The sequence below is a fragment of the Pseudomonas sp. 10C3 genome (assembly GCF_036346185.1).
In the GTDB taxonomy this organism is placed as follows: domain Bacteria; phylum Pseudomonadota; class Gammaproteobacteria; order Pseudomonadales; family Pseudomonadaceae; genus Aquipseudomonas.
Genome location: NZ_JASJVE010000006.1, coordinates 143654 through 163339, shown reverse-complemented (window position 1 = coordinate 163339; position 19686 = coordinate 143654). Strand labels below are relative to the sequence as shown.

At 57.8% G+C, this 19686-nt stretch carries 21 protein-coding genes; 6 read left to right on the top strand and 15 right to left on the bottom strand.

Annotated features, from left to right (window positions below; translation table 11 throughout):
- Window positions 1-5 precede the first annotated feature (5 nt).
- Both QN399_RS07770 and QN399_RS07765 read left to right on the top strand, forming a co-directional pair.
- Window positions 6-944: a carbohydrate kinase gene (locus tag QN399_RS07770; RefSeq protein WP_330200780.1), complete on the top strand. Its 939-nt coding sequence runs from the start codon at window positions 6-8 to the stop codon at window positions 942-944.
- A complete protein-coding gene (locus QN399_RS07765; protein WP_330200779.1) occupies window positions 941-1246 on the top strand; it encodes a chorismate mutase in 306 nt (101 codons plus the stop codon). The genes QN399_RS07770 and QN399_RS07765 overlap by 4 nt, the downstream gene beginning before the upstream one ends.
- A gap of 92 nt (window positions 1247-1338) precedes the next feature.
- Here the strand turns inward: QN399_RS07765 and QN399_RS07760 are convergent, their stop codons facing one another.
- On the bottom strand, window positions 1339-2043 hold the full coding sequence (locus QN399_RS07760; RefSeq protein WP_322179125.1) for a YebC/PmpR family DNA-binding transcriptional regulator: 705 nt from the start codon (window positions 2041-2043) through the stop codon (window positions 1339-1341).
- Window positions 2044-2342: 299 nt separating this feature from the next.
- Between QN399_RS07760 and QN399_RS07755 the strand changes: the two genes are divergently transcribed.
- Together QN399_RS07755 and QN399_RS07750 are read left to right on the top strand one after the other, a co-directional pair.
- Window positions 2343-3578: a type VI secretion system tip protein TssI/VgrG gene (locus QN399_RS07755; protein WP_330200778.1), complete on the top strand. Its 1236-nt coding sequence runs from the start codon at window positions 2343-2345 to the stop codon at window positions 3576-3578.
- Window positions 3579-3723: 145 nt separating this feature from the next.
- Window positions 3724-4518 (top strand): hypothetical protein, encoded by a 795-nt coding sequence (locus QN399_RS07750; RefSeq protein ID WP_330200777.1) that lies wholly within the window; start codon window positions 3724-3726, stop codon window positions 4516-4518.
- Window positions 4519-4533: 15 nt separating this feature from the next.
- Here QN399_RS07750 and QN399_RS07745 read toward each other — a convergent pair whose 3' ends face one another.
- From QN399_RS07745 to QN399_RS07720, 6 genes are all read right to left on the bottom strand, one after another.
- Entirely contained in the window at window positions 4534-5307 is a 774-nt protein-coding gene (locus tag QN399_RS07745; RefSeq protein ID WP_322179123.1) for an enoyl-CoA hydratase, read from the bottom strand.
- Between the two features lie 90 nt (window positions 5308-5397).
- The gene (locus QN399_RS07740) at window positions 5398-6525 is read right to left on the bottom strand and encodes an acyl-CoA dehydrogenase (RefSeq protein ID WP_322179122.1); all 1128 of its coding nucleotides are present in this window, start codon (window positions 6523-6525) and stop codon (window positions 5398-5400) included.
- Between the two features lie 21 nt (window positions 6526-6546).
- Window positions 6547-7737, bottom strand: a complete 1191-nt coding sequence (locus QN399_RS07735; protein WP_322179121.1) for an acetyl-CoA C-acyltransferase — start codon at window positions 7735-7737, stop codon at window positions 6547-6549.
- Window positions 7738-7751: 14 nt separating this feature from the next.
- On the bottom strand, window positions 7752-8519 hold the full coding sequence (locus QN399_RS07730) for an SDR family NAD(P)-dependent oxidoreductase (protein WP_322179120.1): 768 nt from the start codon (window positions 8517-8519) through the stop codon (window positions 7752-7754).
- A 13-nt stretch (window positions 8520-8532) separates the two neighbouring features.
- A complete protein-coding gene (locus tag QN399_RS07725; RefSeq protein WP_322179119.1) occupies window positions 8533-10197 on the bottom strand; it encodes an AMP-binding protein in 1665 nt (554 codons plus the stop codon).
- A gap of 163 nt (window positions 10198-10360) precedes the next feature.
- Window positions 10361-11371, bottom strand: a complete 1011-nt coding sequence (locus tag QN399_RS07720) for an AraC family transcriptional regulator (RefSeq protein ID WP_322179118.1) — start codon at window positions 11369-11371, stop codon at window positions 10361-10363.
- Between the two features lie 235 nt (window positions 11372-11606).
- On the opposite strand from QN399_RS07720, the gene QN399_RS07715 reads away from it, so the two are divergent.
- Window positions 11607-12086 (top strand): LEA type 2 family protein, encoded by a 480-nt coding sequence (locus QN399_RS07715; protein WP_322179117.1) that lies wholly within the window; start codon window positions 11607-11609, stop codon window positions 12084-12086.
- Window positions 12087-12225: 139 nt separating this feature from the next.
- On the opposite strand, the gene QN399_RS07710 is transcribed toward QN399_RS07715, so the two are convergent.
- A complete protein-coding gene (locus QN399_RS07710) occupies window positions 12226-12480 on the bottom strand; it encodes a hypothetical protein (RefSeq protein ID WP_219059824.1) in 255 nt (84 codons plus the stop codon).
- A gap of 166 nt (window positions 12481-12646) precedes the next feature.
- Between QN399_RS07710 and QN399_RS07705 the strand changes: the two genes are divergently transcribed.
- The gene (locus QN399_RS07705) at window positions 12647-12967 is read left to right on the top strand and encodes a DUF883 family protein (protein ID WP_322179116.1); all 321 of its coding nucleotides are present in this window, start codon (window positions 12647-12649) and stop codon (window positions 12965-12967) included.
- 95 nt (window positions 12968-13062) lie between these two features.
- Here QN399_RS07705 and QN399_RS07700 read toward each other — a convergent pair whose 3' ends face one another.
- The 7 genes from QN399_RS07700 to peaA form a co-directional block, all read right to left on the bottom strand.
- Complete coding sequence (locus QN399_RS07700) at window positions 13063-13557, bottom strand: hypothetical protein (protein WP_322179115.1); 495 nt, start codon at window positions 13555-13557, stop codon at window positions 13063-13065.
- A 93-nt stretch (window positions 13558-13650) separates the two neighbouring features.
- The gene (locus QN399_RS07695; protein ID WP_322179114.1) at window positions 13651-13959 is read right to left on the bottom strand and encodes an SPOR domain-containing protein; all 309 of its coding nucleotides are present in this window, start codon (window positions 13957-13959) and stop codon (window positions 13651-13653) included.
- A gap of 92 nt (window positions 13960-14051) precedes the next feature.
- On the bottom strand, window positions 14052-14726 hold the full coding sequence (locus QN399_RS07690; RefSeq protein WP_322216517.1) for a type 1 glutamine amidotransferase domain-containing protein: 675 nt from the start codon (window positions 14724-14726) through the stop codon (window positions 14052-14054).
- Window positions 14727-14890: 164 nt separating this feature from the next.
- Window positions 14891-16009, bottom strand: coding sequence for a quinohemoprotein amine dehydrogenase subunit beta (gene peaD / locus QN399_RS07685; RefSeq protein WP_322179112.1), 1119 nt, complete (start codon window positions 16007-16009; stop codon window positions 14891-14893).
- A gap of 33 nt (window positions 16010-16042) precedes the next feature.
- Window positions 16043-16366 (bottom strand): quinohemoprotein amine dehydrogenase subunit gamma, encoded by a 324-nt coding sequence (qhpC, locus tag QN399_RS07680; protein ID WP_219059831.1) that lies wholly within the window; start codon window positions 16364-16366, stop codon window positions 16043-16045.
- 1 nt (window position 16367) lies between these two features.
- Complete coding sequence (peaB, locus tag QN399_RS07675) at window positions 16368-17798, bottom strand: quinohemoprotein amine dehydrogenase maturation protein (RefSeq protein WP_322179111.1); 1431 nt, start codon at window positions 17796-17798, stop codon at window positions 16368-16370.
- Window positions 17799-17905: 107 nt separating this feature from the next.
- Window positions 17906-19486: a quinohemoprotein amine dehydrogenase subunit alpha gene (peaA, locus tag QN399_RS07670; protein ID WP_322179110.1), complete on the bottom strand. Its 1581-nt coding sequence runs from the start codon at window positions 19484-19486 to the stop codon at window positions 17906-17908.
- Window positions 19487-19686 lie beyond the last annotated feature (200 nt).

Here is a 19686-nt window from a genome sequence, read left to right as displayed (position 1 = left end):
CATCTATGTTTTTAGTCTGTGGCGAAGCGCTGTTCGATTTTTTCAGCCAGCCAGACAACAACGGGCAAAGCAACAAAGTGGGCTTTCAGGCCATTGCCGGTGGCTCGCCATTCAACGTCGCGGTGGGCCTGCGCCGCCTGGGCGTTGATACGGCTTTTTTTGCAGGGATTTCCACCGATTATCTGGGCCGTCGGCTACGCACAGTACTCGACGAGGAAGGTGTGCAACCCGACTATCTGATCGACTTCGACGCCCCCACCACCTTGGCGATGGTTGCCGTGGGCGCCGACGGCTCGCCGCACTACAGCTTTCGCGGTGAAGGGTGCGCGGACCGGCAATTGCAAGTTCAGCACCTACCAGCGCTGGATGAGCGCGTGCGCGGTATTCACATCGGTTCGTTCTCGCTGGTGGTGCAACCTATTGCCGACACGCTGTTGGCGCTGATCGAACGTGAAAGCAACCAGCGTCTGATCACACTTGACCCCAACGTGCGCCTCAATCCTGAACCCGATATCGAGCGCTGGCGAGAACAGATCAGCGCCTTTGCCGAGCATGCCCACATCATCAAGGTCAGCGATGAAGACCTGAACCTGCTTTACCCGGATCGCGACCCACACAGCATTGCCCAGAGCTGGTTGAACAAACGTTGCCAACTGGTCTTCCTCACCCGAGGCAGCAAAGGCGCCAGCGTCTTCACTCGCCAGCATGGAAACTGGTCGGTACCCGCCCATGAAGTCGTCACTGCCGATACCGTGGGCGCAGGCGACACGTTCCAGGCCGCACTGATCACCTTTCTCAGCGAACGGCAACTTGATAGCCCAAGCGGACTGGAACAGCTGTCCAGAGCGCTTATCGACGCAATGCTCAACTTCGCCGTCGCTGCAGCGGCGCTGACCTGCACCAAGGTCGGCCCGGATTTACCTTATCGAGATCAATTAACATGAATGAGCAAGCCCCCAGCGGGATTGTCGACTGCGAAAACATTGATCAGATTGATCGCGACATCGTCGCGCTTTTGGCCAAGCGCGGGACCTATGTAGAACAGGCGGCCCATTTCAAGAAAACCACCGATGACGTAAAAGCCCCGCAAAGGGTCGAGCAGGTCATCGCCAAGGTGGTTTCGCTATCCGTGGAGCTGGGCGCCAACCCGGCAGTGACCGAGCAAGTTTACAGGGCGATGATTAGCACGTTTATCCATCAGGAACTGATAGCACACGCGGAGATTCAGGAGCCGACCTCGCGCTAAGCTCGGGCGGAGGACACAGACAAGCTTGCTCACCGCTGTGCCGGGAGCAGGCTTGCCTGAAGAGAGTGTCTCAGGCAAACCGATTCAACGGGTTAGCCTGCCAACCCTACATACACATTCTGCACATCGTCATGGCCATCGATGGCTTCAAGAAACGCTTCGACTTCCGCCATTTGCTCGTCGCTCAGGCCATCAACGGTGCTTTTTGGGCGATAACCCAACTGTGCGGACTGCACGACAAAGCCGAACTCAGGCAGCGCCTTGCAAACGGCATCCAGATCGGTCAGCTCGGTGAGGAACAGGGTGGCGCCGTCTTCTCCGGGTTCGAAATCCTGAGCACCTGCCTCGATGGCCGCTAACTCGGCATCCGCATCCGGCGTGGCAGGAACAGCCTCGATCAGGCCCTGATGATTGAAGTCCCAGGAAACAGAACCGGCGGCCCCCAGTTGCCCTTTACGGAACAACACACGGATTTCCGAGACCGTACGGTTGATGTTGTCCGTCAGGCACTCGATGATCACCGGGACATGGTGCGGCGCAAAACCTTCGTAGGTCAGACGCTCGAACGTCACGCCTTCACCCAGCAAGCCAGCACCTTTTTTGATAGCGCGCTCGAGGGTTTCGCGAGGCATCGAGGCCTTTTTCGCCTGCTCGACAACCAGTCGCAGGCGCGGGTTCATGTCAGGATCAGCGCCAGCACGCGCAGCGATCATGATTTCCTTGGACAGCTTGCCAAAAATCCGCCCTTTAGCGTTGGATGCTGCTTCTTTATGCTTGACCTTCCACTGTGCGCCCATGCTTGTTCTCTTGATCCGTGACTGTTTACTGCCCCTCTCTGTCAGCAGGCAGCTGACAGCTGAGGCGGCATAACGCTGAAAAATGAAGGGTATTTTATACGCGATAACGCCAGATGAAACCCCCGCAATCGAGTCATTGATCGAACGAGCTTGATCCTGGACAGGAAAACACGGGCTTGCACCTGTAAGACCGATACTTGAGTTGTAGTCCTTTTCCGAAAAATGGCTTAACGATGACTTTCGTTGCCGGCATTCCGTACCCTCTGCACCCTTGATGCTTTAAGACCGAGGATGCGCGGATGAGCCGAGACAATAGAACCCTGACGACCCTGACCATCGCCCATTGCGAGCTGGCGCTACAGGTCATCAGTTTCAAGGGCCACGAAGCCTTGAATGAACCCTATCGTTTCGACATTGACCTGATCAGCCCAAACCCGCACCTGGACTTCGGCCCACTGCTCTCACGCAGCGCCTATCTGTCCTTCGACGCACTGAACAATAGCGTCGACAACAAAGGTATTCATGGGCTGATCGCTGGCGCCAGCCTGCTCTACGCGGGTACCAGTTTGAGCCATTACCGCGTTCATCTGGCGCCCAGGATGCACGTGCTGCTGCAGCGCAGTCATCGGCGAATTTTTCAGGCATTGAGCGCGCCGCAGATCATCGTTCAACTCCTTGAAGAACATGGCATCGACGGTGACAGCTATCGCTTCGAGCACATGATAGGCCTGTATCCGCCACGGTCGATATGTGTTCAATACGACGAAAACGACCTGCATCTGCTGCAACGCTTGTGCGAAGAGGAAGGCATCCACTACCGCTTCGAACACCGCCATAGCGACCACGTGCTGATTTTTTCCGATGATCCGGGCAGCTTTCCCGAACAGCCAACGCCGATCCGGTTCCATATGAACGACGGCCGCGCTGCGTGCCCGGCGACGATAAGCCATATGGCCAAACGTTTTTCCATTCCACCCAGCTACAGCAGCCAGGGCCCTGCCCCCATCGATCAACCCTTAATAATGCCGGGAGACAACATCAGTTTTGCGCCAGCCAGTGACCCTGCCGTCAATCAGCCTTGCGAGTCCTTTCGCCGTGTCGATCAATCGACCCCTGAAGACGCCCGAATAAGGCAACTGAGCGAGCGCACACTGGAGCGCTTGCGTTGCGAAAGACGCCTGGTACACGGTCAAAGTAATCAACCCACGCTGGTCAGTGGCCAGATTCAGCAGGTGTTTGCTCACCCCGACAACCTGTTCAATGATCAGTGGCTACTGACTGAAGTCCACCATGCGGGCAAACAACTGCAGCTGCTGAACGGCTTCGACCCGCTCGATATCGCTGCGATATTCGATCATGACCCGGCCTCTGACAGGAAATGGTGGGAAGCCACGGATCATCCTCCCGGGGTTATGCCGGGTGCCGGGTGCCGGGATCGCGCCCTTCAGTCAAGGCTATCGCAACCACTTTCGGGCTATCCCCTGGACCCAGACTTTTCGGCCGCAGCTCAAACACTGCAAACCGCATATTCCTAGTGGGCAGACGGTCACGTTGGTCGGCGTTGATGAGCACCCTGTTCAGCGCGATGAACACGGCCAGATTCAGGTCAGGTTTCACTGGCATGCCGACATCAGATGTTGGGTGCCACTGGCCAGTCACGGCAAACCGAATGACAGCAACTTGTCTGAATTAACCGGGGGTTCGCACATGCAGGTGCGTTATTTCGACAACGACCCGGATCGGCCAGTAATCTGCGGCCACCCGGCAGAAGCCACCGATACGCAGGTGCAACCAACGCGGATCCGAGTTGACGGTCACCCTCTGGAACCGGTGTCAGAACGCATTCATTTAAGTGCTGGCCAGACACTGCACGCTGATGCCGGCCATACGCTGATGCTTGACACCCATCAAACCCGAATTGTGCTGCAACGTGAGAGTATCCAGGTGACAGGCCCACAAAGCCTCTCCAGGGGTTCGGATCAAGCCCTTGAACGGTTTCAGGACGCGCCGATCCCGGGCACCGCTGTGTGTCGCGAAGACCGGTCGCCCTACGGACAACCTTCACTGCCTGGCCTCGACCTGCGCCTGACCGAGGAGCCAGGCCTGCTTGGGCAACCCTTGGCACATCGAATCTGGTACATCGTGCGCATGGACGCTCCCAGCCTGAAGAATCTGGCGCGCCTGGCGCCGCAGCATTTTCTATTCGACGGCAAGACCGATCACCGAGGGTTTCTAGGCCTGGACCAGGAACAACTTCAGCAGTTGGCTGTGGAGTACAGAAAAACCCCACAACGGCTGTGCCTGGTGCACCCCGGCTCCTGCCAGTTGCTGTCGCAGTACTTCCAGCAGAACTGGACATCGCAGCAGCTTCTAGCTTTCAGCAGCCCAAAAGGCACCGCGGAGCCTGCGCCACCCTCGCCAGCATCTGCAGCCGCCGACTTGAGTGCCCTGTTCCAATGGTTGAGCCGGCCTTAGCCGCACAGAGGGCGATTAACGCCCCTCGAACAGAGGCTCACGTTTTTCGATGAATGCCGCCATGCCTTCTTTCTGATCCTGTGTAGCGAAGGCCGCATGGAATACCCGGCGCTCGAAACGGATGCCTTCAGACAGACTGACTTCAAAGGCACGGTTGACGCTTTCCTTGACCATCATCGCAACAGGCAAGGATTTGGCGGCGATTTCAGCGGCCACTTTCAGCGCTTCGTCCAGCAGGTCATCGACCGGCAATACCCGCGCTACCAGCCCCGAGCGCTCGGCTTCCACGGCATCGATCAGACGCCCGCTGAGGCACATTTCCATTGCCTTGGCCTTGCCCACGGCGCGCGTCAGACGTTGAGTACCGCCCATGCCCGGCAGAACGCCCAGCTTAATCTCCGGCTGGCCGAATTTCGCATTATCGCCCGCCAAAATGAAATCGCACATCAGCGCCAGCTCACAGCCGCCGCCTAACGCAAAACCAGCTACGGCCGCGATCATCGGTTTACGTCGACTGGCGACACGGTCGCTGTCCGAAAACAGGTCATCCAGGTAAATCTGCGGGTAGGTCAGCTCAACCATTTCCTTGATATCAGCGCCAGCGGCGAAGGCTTTTTTCGAGCCTGTCAGCACAATACAGCCGATATCGCGATTGGCGTCCAACACGTCCAGCGCCTGGTTCAATTCACTGACCAACTGCGCATTAAGGGCGTTCAACGCCTGCGGACGGTTCAGGGTGATCAATCCGACGCGACCTCGGATTTCCATTAAAATAGTTTCATAACCCATTGATATATATCCTTAATTTTATAAATGAAAGGAAATGTCACATTACACAAAACACATCAACATTCGAATGCAACTACCTGAAAAATAACACTAAAGACTTCTAGAGATAACCATTCTCTGAATGTCACTGGTGCCTTCATAAATCTGACAGACACGGACGTCGCGGTAAATACGTTCTAGCGGGAAATCACTGAGGTAACCATAGCCACCCAGTGTTTGCAGCGCGCTGGAGCACACTTTTTCGGCCATTTCCGAGGCGAACAACTTGGCCATGGAGGCTTCAACCAGCGCCGGTTTGCCACTGTCACGCAGGGCTGCTGCGTAATGCACCATTTGCCGTGCAACGGCGATTGAAGTCGCCATGTCAGCCAGCCGGAACGCCACGGCCTGGTGTTCGATCAGTGACTTGCCAAAACTTTCACGCTCCTTGGCGTAATCACGCGCGACTTCAAATGCGGCACGAGCCATGCCAACCGATTGCGATGCGATGCCGACGCGCCCGCCCTCAAGGTTCGCCAGCGCGATTTTGTAGCCTTCACCTTCTTCGCCCAGACGCTGTTCGACCGGGACCTTAACGTCTTCAAACAGAATCTGGCAGGTGTCAGAGGCGTGCTGACCGAGCTTGTCCTCGACCCTCGCGACCTTATAACCGGGCGAGTCGGTCGGCACGATAAAGGCGCTGATCCCACGTTTCCCCGCACTGGGGTCGGTCACGGCGAACACGATCACCACCCCCGCGTTTTGCCCGGAGGTGATGAACTGCTTGCAGCCGTTGAGCACGTAATGATCGCCTTCACGCCGGGCGCGGGTGCGCAGGCTGCTGGCGTCGGAACCGGCCTGAGGCTCAGTCAGGGCAAAGGCTCCGAGCATGGCACCGCTGGCCAAAGGCCGAAGAAAGCGCTCTTTCTGCTGATCGTTACCGAATTTGAGAATCGGCACGCAGCCCACCGAATTGTGCACGCTCATGATGGTCGAGCAGGCGCCATCGCCGGCCGCGATCTCTTCCAGAGCCATGGCATAAGCCAGATAGCCCGTATCGCAGCCACCCCATTGTTCGGGCACCAGCATGCCGAAGAAACCCAGCTCAGCCATCTCGCCGATGGCCTGGCGCGGAAACGAATGCTCGCGATCCCATTGCGCGGCGAACGGCCTGAGGCGCTCCTGGGCGAACTGACGGGCCGCGTCGCTGATCTGCTGTTGTTCTTCTGTGGGTAGCATGACTTTTCCTCGTTAACCGTCTCAGTACAGGCATTCGACCGCAATGGCTGTCGCTTCACCGCCGCCGATACACACGGCGGCTACGCCACGGTGCAGGCCTTTTTGGCGCAGGGCCGACAGCAGCGTCACCAGAATCCGCGCCCCCGAGGCGCCAATTGGATGACCCAGGGCGCAGGCGCCACCATGGACGTTCACTTTGCTGTGGGGCAGTTCCAGCGTGCTCATGGTCACCAGCGCGACCACCGCGAACGCTTCATTGACTTCGAACAGGTCCACTTCGTCCAGCGACCAACCGGTCTTGCCCATCAGTTTTTTGATCGCGCCCACTGGCGCAGTCGGGAACAACCCAGGCTCGTCAGCGAAAGCTGCATGGCCACGGATCACCGCCAGCGGCTTGAGCCCACGTGCCAGTGCTTCTGATTGACGCATCAGCATCAGCGCCGCAGCACCGTCGGAGATCGAGCTGGAGTTGGCCGCCGTCACCGTGCCGCCTTCGCGGAATGCCGGTTTCAAGGTAGGGATCTTGTCCAGACGGGCCTTGGGCGGTTGCTCATCGTCGCTGATCAGCCGTTGCTCCTTACCCACCGTGACCTGCACCGGGACGATTTCGGCCGCAAAACTGCCGCTGCTGATCGCGTGTTGCGCCCGTTTCAGGGAATTAATGGCAAAGTCGTCCTGCGCTTCGCGGCTAAAACCATTGGTTTCGGCGCAGTCCTCGGCGAAGGTGCCCATTAGCCGGCCCTTGTCGTAGGCATCTTCGAGGCCATCAAGGAACATATGGTCGATCACCCGGCCATGACCCATGCGATAACCGCTACGCGCCCGGTCCAGCAGATACGGTGAGTTGGACATGCTTTCCATACCGCCAGCGACCACGACTTTCGCGCTGCCGGCGAGCAGCAGGTCATGGGCCAGAATCGTCGCCTGCATGCCCGAACCGCACATTTTGTTCAGCGTGGTGCACACCGTCGACGTGCTCAGCCCGGCGCCCAATGCCGCTTGCCGGGCAGGCGCCTGCCCCAGCCCTGCCGAGAGCACACAGCCGAACAGCACTTCTTCCACATCCTGCGGCGCAACAGCGGCGCGTTCGACAGCGGCACGAATGGCTGCAGCGCCCAATTGTGGCGCGGTCAGGCTTTTAAATTCGCCCTGGAAGGCACCCATTGGGGTGCGCACGGCACTGACGATTACAATCGGATCTTGAATGGTCATTACTAACTCCTCAGCTACTTGGCTGCCATACGCAAGGCACCGTCGAGACGGATCACCTCGCCATTGAGCATGCTGTTTTCAATAATATGCCGAACCAGCGCAGCGAACTCTTCGGGCTTGCCCAGACGCGGTGGAAACGGCACACCCGCCGCCAGCGAATCACGCACTTGCGGAGTCATGCCAGCCATCATCGGTGTTTCGAAAATACCGGGGGCGATGGTCATCACGCGGATACCGAAACGCGCCAGTTCGCGGGCGGCAGGCAAGGTCAGGCTGACGATGGCGCCTTTGGACGCCGCATAAGCGGCCTGGCCGATCTGCCCGTCGTAGGCGGCCGCCGACGCAGTATTGATGATGACCCCGCGTTCGCCACCCTCGCCCGCCTCAGTCTCAGCGATGGCCGCCGCCGCCAAGCGCAGCAGATTAAAGCTGCCGATCAAGTTGACGCCGATCACCCGACTGAAACTGTCCAGCCCATGCGGGCCATTCTTGCCGAGGATTTTTTCAGCGCCGACCACGCCGGCGCAATTGACCAGCCCGTGCAGCCCACCAAAGGCTTCCACCGCCGCATGAACGGCCGCTTGTGCAGGAGCTTCCTGGCTGACATCGGCGACTGACCAACGCGCCTGTGCGCCAAGCTTTTCAGCCTGAGCAGCAACGGCCTCTGCATTCATGTCCACCAACATAACCTTCGCACCCGCCGCGACCAGCATCTGCGCGGTGGCTGCACCGAGGCCAGAGGCGCCGCCACTGACCAGAAACACCTTGTCTTGGATCTGCATAAAATTCCTTGAATCACGCGGTATGAGGGGCGGCTTGATCAGCCTGGGCTTTGGCGATTTCCTGATTGCGCAAAATAAAGCGCTGGAGCTTGCCACTCGGGGTTTTAGGCAGCTCGCTGACGAACTCGATTTCCCGTGGATAGGCATGCGCGGCCAGACGCTGGCGTACATACAGGCGAAGCTCTTCGGCCAATTGCGGATCGGCGCGGTAGTGCTGAGTCAGCACAACAAAGGCTTTCACCAGTTCGGTACGCTCCGGATCCGGCTTGCCGATGACCGCCGCCTCCATCACGGCTGGATGCTCAATCAGCGCGCTTTCAACATCGAAAGGTCCCACCCGGTAGCCGGAGGTCGTGATCACATCATCACTGCGGCCGACGAAGCTGATGCTGCCATCATCGTTCAACTCTACGGTGTCGCCGCTCAAGTAGTACTTGCCAACGAAAGCGCTGGTTTTCATGCCCTTGTAACCGTCGAACCAGCACAGCGGCGATTGCTCGCGATCCACAGCGAGAATCCCTGGTTGCCCGGCGGGCAGCTCTTCAGCGTCTTCGCCCAACACCACAATCCGATGCCCCGGCACCGCAAAGCCTGCCGAGCCCATTCTTACCGGGTGTTCCAGGCCGTGATGGTTGCACAGCACCATGCCCAGCTCGGTCTGCCCGTAATGGTCATGAATGGTGACGTCGAGGTTTTCGGCAAACCAGCGGATCACTTCAGGATTGAGCGGTTCCCCGGCGCTGCTCACCACGCGCAATTGGCCCTTGATCGGTTTAGCGAACTCGGCACCGGCGCTGATCAACAGACGAAACGCAGTGGGTGAACCCGCGAGGTTGGTAATCCCGTATTTACGGATGATCTGGCAGGTGCTTTGGACCGTGAACGGACCATCATAGAAGGTCGTCGGATGACCCAACGCCAACGGACCGATGACTGCGTAATAGAGGCCATAAGCCCAGCCTGGGTCGGCCACGTTCCAGAATGCATCTTCCGGGCGCAGGTCGATGGCATCGCGCATGTACCCCTGAAACGCAACAATTGCCCGCAAGGGTACCGCCAGCGGTTTCGCCGGGCCGGTAGTGCCAGAGGTGCACATCAGCAGGAATGGTGCATCCGCGGGCAGAATCACCGGCTCGCACGCCGCAGGATGGCACTCCACTTCGGCCCAGAAACTGAAATCACCCCGTACGATGCCCTCCCCCTTGGCGCCACCCACGGTGACGATCAACGGGCAATTCGGCACGTCCGTCAGTTTGTGACGGTTATCGCCGTCAGTGACCACCAGCGCCGCGCCCGAGCAGTGCAGGCGATGTTCGATGGCTTTGGGACCAAAGGCCGTGAACATCGGCTGATACACGGCACCGACCCGCCAGGTGCCCAACACCACGATCAGCAACTCGACCGTGCGCGGCAATAAGCCGGCGACGGTATCGCCAGGCTTTACGCCCTGGGCCTTGAGGAAGTTGGCGAAACGCCCGGCTTTTTCCTGTAATTCCATGAAGGTATACGTCGCGCTGGCACCCTGGCGACCTTCCCAGAACAACGCGATGCGCCCAGGCAAGGCATGACGATCACAGCACTCAACGCAGGCATTGAGCCCCGTCAACTCGCCCTGGAGCGTGGCATTGCAGGTAGTTTGATAATCAAATGTGTTGGCAGCGTGTGTGTATTCGCGCATTTCATCCTCGGTCTTTTATTCTTGGAACCGTAAGAAAAGTCGCAAGAATAATCACCCCGAGGACGAACGCGGGCAATGGTCAAAGCTATCAAGTTGAGTGACTGGTTTGGCCAATGTGAATCGCTTGACTCAGACGCCTGACACCCGCGCTCACAGCCCCTGCTCACACGCCCAGGATCAAACTCCGATAATGCCCTGGGTTCGAACCTGACCATTTGCGGAACGCCTTGTAGAACGAACTGGTGTCCGCGAAGCCCAGACGCTCGGCGATGTCGGCGAAGCTGACCTCGGCGTCGGCCAGCCAGACAATCGCCAGTTCCTTGCGCACACTGTCTTTAATCGCTTGATAGGTCTGACCCTCTTCAGCCAAGCGCCGACGCAGGGTCGATGCCGACATGCACAATGTCTGGGCCAAGGCCTCGGTTTCCGGCCAGTGCTCGGCGGGCAGCAGGCGCAAGTCGTTTTTGATCCGACTGGCGAAGCTTTCCGGGTCGCGGTATTTCACTAGGATATTGGCCGGGGCGCGGGCCAAAAATCGCTTGAGCTCCTCGGCACTGCGTTTAATCGGCAGGTCCAGGCAGTCAGCTGCGAAAATCATCCGAGTCCTGGGCCGGTCAAAGCGCAGGTTTTCGGAAAACATCACGTTGTAATCTTCACAGAAGTCCGGCTCCGCGCATCGCAGTTCGATGGCCAGTATCGGAATCCGTCGCCCCGCCAGCCAGCAGGCGACGCCGTGGACGATCATCCAGTAAGTGAAATACGTAAACGCCCGCTTCGGTGGCCCGTCGAGCTCATCTAGGACAATTTCCGCAAGGCTCTGCTGACGCACCAATCCCGCCTGCAAGTCCTCCAGCATCAAGGATAGAAAGCTCAAGCCCGATTCAAGCCCCGCTGCCACCGTCAACTGAGCCATGGACGAACGGCACAGGAACTCAAGACTGCCCGACCTCAGACGCCGTGGGTCCATGCCAAAAAACTCATCGTCCAGACGCCGCGCCAGCAAGCGCCACAACCGTGCATACGCCGTCGCCGGTACCCGTGCATTGGCTTGTCCAAGCAACGCGGGTGCAATCCCCACCTTGCTCAACACCTCGGCAGTGGCTGCCCCTGGCGCACAACTCTGCAACAGTGCTTCGCGCACCAGTTGCATAGAGATGGTGTCTTTTTCCGACATGAATGATTGCCTGTCCTTGCGAGCCGTCCCTGGACACTCTGGGGTGTTTACGGCTTTATTGCCGGCCATCTTAGGGGCCGACGCACAAAAAGCCAGCTCAAGGTGTTTCAGGGCTCGGAACCACCAGCGTAAAACGAACCTCTGGCCCCTTACGCGGTCGCACAGTTGAACCCTCAAGCTGCAAAGAACGAGTTCAACGACTTGCTATTGTGCCTTGCTAACTGGAGCGTCACTGATGCCGTCACGCCTGATCCGCGCCCTGCTCACTTCGCTGTTGATTCTGACTATGAGCGCCTGCGCGCTATTCCCTCACCGCGACCCGCTAAACATAAACGTAGTCGGCATTGAACCGCTGCAAGGTCAGGATTTGGAACTGCGCTTTGCGGTCAAACTTCGTCTGCAAAACCCTAACGAAGAGGTGATCAATTACAGCGGTGTCGCCCTGGAGCTAGACATCAACGGCAGACAGCTGGCCTCAGGCGTCAGCGATCAGCAAGGCTCCCTACCCGGCTTCTCCGAGACCGTGCTGGTGGTGCCCGTCAGTGTGTCGGCCTTCGCTGCACTGCGCCAGGCACTGGGGCTGACACAAACCCAGAGCCTGGACAACCTGCCTTACGTGCTCCACGGCAAGCTGGCAGGTGGCCTGTTCGGGACCATGCGCTTCAGCGACAGTGGCACCCTGAGCCTGCCTCAATCGGTCTACGGCAACTGGTGATTACTCATTAATGAAGCGCACGCCAGCCTTGATGCGCGCGAAAGAGCTCGGCTGGTGCGCCAGCGCCTTGCTTGACCCCGCAGTCATCAAGGTCAGGGACGCAATCGCCGAGCTATTTTGAGGCTGCCTCAGCCGATCTCTACTTGGCGGCCGCCATCAAACGGTTTATTTCGCTGCGCACCATGTTGGCGTATTCAGGCGGGGACATGCCGTCGAGTTCCGAACGAACCCATTCGGCCCATTTACCCTTGCGCTTGGATTTTTCACCCACCAGTCGGCCAGCATCGCCTTTGGCCTTGCCCAAGTTGTTTTGCCAGAGATCGAACAGTCTGGATTTTTCATCTTCAAGCGCTGCGCGCTCAGCGACGGGCCGGTTGGCCAGGTTGAAGCTCATACAGATCACCTGTGGCTAAAAATCGACTGTATCTTACACTGCTGTGGGAAGTTTCTGACCCGGTAATGTTTGTCCACTTAGCCGATGAACGCGAAAAAGACTGCAACTTTTCCACCCGCCGGAGACTCCATTGCTCACTGTTGTCATCAATTGAAAGGAAGAAACCATGGCCCGTAAAACCGCCGAGCAAAACACCGCCGAGCAAATCAAGGATCAGGCATTCAGTGAGCTGCAGGCGCTGATAGAAGAATCAGACAAATTGCTCAAGGACAGCGCAACGCTGGTAGGCGACGACGCTGAAACACTGCGTGCACAGCTGAGCCTGAAGCTTAAACAAGCCCTGCATTCAGTCTCCAACGTGCGTGAACGCACCAAACCCGTGGTCGACGCCACCGAACACTACATCGGTGGTCACCCATGGCAGACCGTCGCCCTCTCTGCCGGGCTGGGCCTGGTAGTGGGCTTACTGCTTGGGCGTCGCTCTTGATCTGAAACCAGGTACAAAGCCCGCTTGATGGGAGACTCTGCCCCGTCGTCCTACGCAGCGCGATCGCGTTGCGTAGAGGGCAGCACCCATTTGCATTAAGCCGGGTGCTGAGGGACCAGCGTCTGCAGCTGTCTGGCAAAGCCATCCGCTGTGAACGGAAGGGTTTCCGATTCCTTCACGCCGATGCGTTTGTTCATCATCCACTGTTCCGCAGGCGGGGTGAGGGTCAGGGAAATCTGTTCCTGAGCATGCACACTGAGGCCGCTCGCGGCAATCGAGACCTGGCCTTTGGGGCCCATGGCATCGGGTACAAATACCACCTGACGGGACGCAAATGACAGCGTCATACGTTGCGTGCGGAATGGCGAATTCTCATCCGGATAACCCTTGCTTTGCGCAAGGTGCGGCTCGTATTCGAACACCATCTGCCCGCTGTTTTTGAGGGGGGCCATCCAGCCTTCAATCTGTTCGTACAGCTTGAGAATGCTCGATTCCCAATGTGCCAGATCAGCGTGGAACTGCTGATGCTTGTGTTCTTCATTGCGTTGATTGGCGCTCAACAACTCGCCTAACCGCTGTACTTCGTCCATAAAACCCCTCCATTATTTATCAGTACATCGAACCGAGGGTGATAACACACCCCCGTGCAGGGTGTCGCGCTGCACCTGCTGCCGTCCACAGGCTCACTGCGGATGGTCAACCACTGAAGCCGCGTAGCTCATCTTCATTGCCAGTTGGGCGCGTTTTTCTTCGGCTTCCGCTCTTGAGTTAAACGGCCCCAGCAGTACTCGCTCCTTGCCGTCCCGGACCGCGACAAAAGAAGGAAACCCGTGCTCGATGAGCCTGTCTGTCAGGTCGCTGACCGCTTTGGGTTCTGCCACCAGAACATCCCACTGTGGCACGGCGACCTGCGCGACGGCAGGTGCCTGCACCTTGGCTGGCTTATCCGGCTCGCCTGCACCGCATCCCGCCAACATCAAAACCGCAACCATTATGGACAATCTGCGCACAGCCATTTCCCCGCGTGTGAAGTACCGGGAAGTTTAACACTGCCGGGCGCGGAGCTGCCGGAGGCTTAACACCGTCAAACCAGAAGCTTCAACAACGCCTTTGCCGCAGCACTTGAAGACGCCGGGTTTTGGCCAGTCACCAACAAGCCGTCGGTGATCGCCAGAACTTGCCAGTCCGGGACTTTTTCATAATGACCACCGAGGCGCTTGAGTTCATCTTCTACCAGGAACGGCACGACGTGGGTAAGACCGACAGCCGCCTCCTCGCTGTTGCTGAACCCTGCTACGCGCTTGCCTTTGACAATCGACTCGCCATTGACCTTCGCGTGGCGAAGTACACCCGGCGCGTGACAGACCGAACCGACTGGCTTACCGGCACTGTAGAACGCCTCGATCAAGGCGATGGACTTCGGATCTTCGGCAAGGTCCCACAAGGGGCCATGACCACCCGGATAGAAGATTGCGTCAAAACCACTGGCCTGCACATCGGCCAGCTTGACTGTGCTGGCCAGTACCTGCTGCGCAGCCGAATCTTTTTTGAAGCGCTCAGTCGTTTCGGTCTGACCGTCCGGGGCGTCACTTTTCGGGTCCAGAGGGGGCCGACCGCCTTTGGGGGACGCCACTGTGACCGTTGCACCTGCATCTAAAAAAACGTAGTACGGCGCAACAAACTCCTCAAGCCAGAAACCGGTTTTTTCGCCCGTATCGCCGAGTTTGTCATGGGACGTAAGCACCATCAGAATCTTCATATCGAGTGTCTCCTGCCAGTTTTCAATCAGTGTAGGTGGGAGTACAGGCATGCCCCTTAGGTTCCGGGGCATTTCACAGTGCACACTTTAATCCGATTAGAGACGAAAAAACCGCAGCCTTTTCCGGACTGCGGTTTTTTGAGTGGCGCTTGATCAGAGAGCGTTTAGCGAATGAATATCTGCGCAGTGGTAATTGCCATGTCTCCCCCGGGCAATTTGATTTTCCCCAAGGGTTTCAGGCTGTCGGCATCGAAGATCGCCACATCATTGAAGGTGCCGGCCAGGTAGATCTTGCTGCCCGCCTTGTTGAAGGAAATGCAGTAGTAGGAGTGATCCAGACTGGCTGCTGTGACCAGCTTTTTCTGCTTGATGTCGTACTTGGCCAACCGGTTGAGCACGCCGTACATCAGGTTCGGATCTTTGGGCGAGCGCATGCCGCTGAAGTAGATCTCGGTCAAAGGGCCAAAGTCCGTGGTTTCAGTCTTGCCGGTTTTCAGGTCAACGCTGAACAAGCCATAAAGCAGGTCGGCCGTGGCCGGGTCCTCTTTTTTGTCCTTGAACCTGGCAGTGGTGTAGAGCAGCGCAAAATCATGCCTGTAGGTCTGCTGGTTCCACACATACAACACGTCTGGCGGGCTGTACAACGGACGCGTCCAGTGCCGACTGGGGATCAACACGTCGAACTTGCCGGTTTTCACGTTGACCTTGTAGACATCCGCACCGGCCACATACAAAGTGCCGTCATCGCCACTCTGCATGATGGTCAGCTGGCGCGGGGCTGGAAAACTGCGTACCGGCTTAGCGTCCATGCCGGCATCGGTGGCGTAGATGTCCAGGCGCGGCTGCTGCACTTCATAGCGGTCTTTGAGCATCAATGTCGGGTTGGCAACGGTGTAAAGCTCCCTGCCATCGTGACTGACCGTGAACGCGAACATCGACCGCGCTTTCTCACCCGATTTCTGGGTGATGCTGGCATGAAAGACTTGCTTGCAGCTGTCCAGTTCAACGCCATAGACATCGGCATAGTGGTTATTCAGCACGTAGGCAATCTTGTGGTCCGGCGATAACTGAACGGTGCCCGGACCAAAGGCATCCGGCAACGTGCAGGTCTTGTACAGGGTGTCGGTCTGCAGGTCGATGACGTGCAGGTTGTTCGGGTAATTGGTCGTGACCATGTACTCATGGCCGGGATCGAGTGTCGGGTTCGTATCGGCAAGGGCCGATAATGAACAGGTGCCAAGGATGGCGAAAGCGGCAAGGCCGCAGGTGCCTGAGCGAAGCATGCTGATATCCCTCATGTTCATCTGTCCGATTTTTTATTTGTCGTCCGGGAACACTGTTCCAAGATTGCGCCAGCTGTCGTTGGAGGCTTGCGCATCCTTGTTCCAGTCGGGATAGGTACTCATCATGTCGGGCACCTGGGCAGGCCACCAACATGGATCGGAACAGCCATAGAGGTCTGCTTCCATGGGTTGGCAGAGCGACGACACCCCCCCAAATGCGTCGATTTCCCAGCCTGGGTCAGTGGTCGAGGCACAACCGGCGACCGAACTCATGGCCACCACTTCTTCGATGCGGTTCTCTGCCGCAGCCTGTTCAAGCTTCAGGGCTTTATTGTTGATTGCTTTGAGATGTTTCATATCAATGCGCCTTCCGCGGAGTGATATAGCTGGTAATGAACGCAGGATTGACCGCCATGATCCGGGTATAGACTTCGATACCGAAGTCGACCCAATCGCGCATCAGTTCGCAGTAGTGATACGTCGGATGAGCCGGGTCGCCATAACGGGCATAGCTTTCGTGGTAGCAGCCGCCCGAGCACAAGTTACGAATGCGGCAGTCTTCACACCCCGTATTGGTGCGGTCCAGGCGCTGGGACAGGAAGTCGTTCAACTCCACCTGTTTGACCCCGGTGTGAACGTTGCCGAATGTCGGCAGCGTTGAGCCGGTAAACCGGTGGCACAGGTTCAACTCGCCCTTATGGTCTACGGCCAGCATCTTCAAGCCCGCGCCACATGGCAGGGCTTTCTTGTGCCCCTCATGGATGTCGGTGATCAACTGATGCAGGTTGGAGAATCCAATATTGCGATGGATCAGCGCAGCTTCCAGATAGCGTCTACCCAGAGCCTTCATGCTGGCGAAAACTTCAATCAGTTCCTCGCTGGACAGGTTGTAAGTGCTGATGTCGCCGGAGGTCACCGGGGCGAAGCCGACTTCGGCGAAACCCATCTCGTTGAACAAGTGATCCCAAATCGTCTCGACGTCGGTGACGCCCTTGGTCAGGGTTACCCGTGCACCGACCGGACGGCTGTTGTAACGCGACAGGAGCATTTGCGCCTTGCGTCGAACCACGTCGTAAGTACCCTGCCCGCCAACGGTGATGCGGTTGCGGTCATGGACAGTCTTGGGGCCGTCGATGCTGACCGACAGACCGAAGCGATGGGCGTTCAGGTAATCGACAATTTCTTCAGTGAGCAGCGTGGCGTTAGTGGTCATCACAAACTCGACCATTTTGCCGGCTTCAGAGAAGCGTTTCTCACAGTAATCAACCATGTATTCGAGCAGTTTTCGATTGCTCAGTGGCTCACCGCCAAAGAACACCACCGTGTAGCGCTCTTCGTCAGGGGATTCCTTGAGCAACATCTCAACCGATGCCACTGCCGTTGCGACGTCCATCTTTTTGCCTTCAGACGGCTTGTCGAGGTCTTCTTTATAGCAATAGGTACAACTCAGGTTACAGCCGGTGTTGACGTTCAAGACCACGGTATTGATCGCCGTGCGTTCAACCCGTTTGACCCCGATGTCCGGGGTCAGTGGCGAACCATCGCTGACCAGTTCCAGGGCCATCAACTCACGCAGGGTCTCGGTAACTTCTTCGCCACCGTAGCGGTTGGCCAACTGCGATATCAGATCGTCTGATGAGCAGCCTTCGCCACGCAAGGTATCAATGATACTGCCGGTCAGCTCATCGCTGGCAAACAGGGAACTGCTGGGAATATGGAACAGCATGCGGTCGGAATCGACATGCACTTCATGCAGATTTCGTTCGACCAGATTCAAAATAACGCCCATTGCAACCTCCTCTGGAACCCTCCGTTGCGGGGAGAATCCCGGTCATTCCTGAACAATGCCTCAACCTTTGGTTTTGCCCGACCTGAGCAGCCAGACGCGACACCGGATCAGGGAATGGGTGGATTGTTCCAACGCTGCACGGTGACGATCATGTGGCCTTCACCGGTCAACGATTTACCGGCATCATCCACGGCCGCGATGACCTTGAGGTTGCCAGCGTTATTGGTCGACATTTTGCGCTCGGGGTTAGGTCCCGCACCGCCCGGCGTGAACACACCGGTGTCGGCTTGCATGCTGCCGGCGAACTTGACGTCTTCGTCCTCTTTGGCACGGTCGTCGAACGGCTCGACCTTCCACTGCGCCGGGAACACGCCAATCCGGTAAGGCTTGCCGTCAGCACCCTTGCCCCAGGCCTCGGCATCGAAGCGGCCCTGAACCTTCGGCGTAGAGCCGCCGTTCTCGCCGATGCGCGCCACTGAGAACTCGGGCACAACCTTGACCTGGTCAATGCGTTGATAAACCGCCAGGGTCACGCCCTTGAGTACGCCCAGCGTGACTTGCCGAACGCCGGGTTTAGCACTGTCTGCCGCCTTGAGCTTGAACCGCAGGCGTTCCGGAGTTTGCTCCAGGACTTCGACAATCTGAACCCCTGGACCAAAGTCTGGCGTGCCTTTAAGGCCGCTGCCGATCAAGCTGACCTCGGTTTCACTGCCTGCTTTCAGATACCCCGGTTGCACCGCGAGCAAACGAGAGGAACCCTGTCTGGCCGCAATGAAGTCAAGCCCACGCTCATCATGCGCGGTCTCGAACATCCGCCCTTGCAGTTCGCCGTCTTTGGCCGCAAACACCTGACGCATGGCCACACCATCGATTTTCAGGTTGCCGCGCCATTCGTAACCGTTATAGAGAATCGCGCTGCCGTCACCATTGAACGGGCTACCGTCCGTGTACTGACCTTTGACCGCAACCTTGAACTGGTCACTGCCATCGGCGCTGACGCTCATGGTTCCCGACAATTCACCCTTGCCGGGCAATTGACCACTAAAACTCCACTCTCCGACCAGCGCATCTGCGTGCGGCCGGGCTTTTAGCCAGTCCGTCCAGGCCTTGTTTTCCAGCGGATACTTTTTGGCCAGCAGTGGCACCATGTCTTTGCGGGCAATATCGAACCAGTCACGGTCACGGGCCAGCGCCTGATATTCCAGTGAAGGCCATTGCCCCAGGTGGAAGTTCACCAGACGCTCCCACTCCTCCGCCGGACGCCGTTGCAACGCAACGCGGGCACCGGAGTGACAGCGGCCACACATCTGGCTGAACTGATCATCAAAGTGCTCGACGGTATTGAGTCGGCGTTCGAGCGCATAACGCACGCCATCCGTCTCGCTGGGCGCCAGGCCCTGAGTGTCAGCGAGGTACTTGACCAGCGTGCGACGGTCTTCGTCGCTGATCTGCAGCTTATGCATGGTCTGCATGCGCGCAATGCTCATCAGCCAGCCTTCCGGCGTTTTACGCTGGTGGCTGATGCGGCTCAGGCCTTTATCGGCCTCAGGCGTGTGACAGCCCTGACACGTTTCCCTGAGGATGCCTTGGGCATCACGTGCCGCCATGCTTGGAGGCGAATGCAGAGCGACGCAAGCGGCCATCGCCAGCAAACCGCTCGTCATGCCTGCTCGGAGTTTTCTCTTCATCAACGTCGAACCTCCCACGGTGCTTTTTGTTTTTTAGTTGGAGATGTCCAATACACGTAGCGTGCCAGATTAGTAATACTTATTTAAATCAAACAGTTAAACCTTATTGTTAACTTCGTTAATGCCTGGCCCAACCCTGGCTGCGTTTAATTTCGCGACAACTGTTCCACTCTGAGACGAGCATAGTTCGCATGGCACGT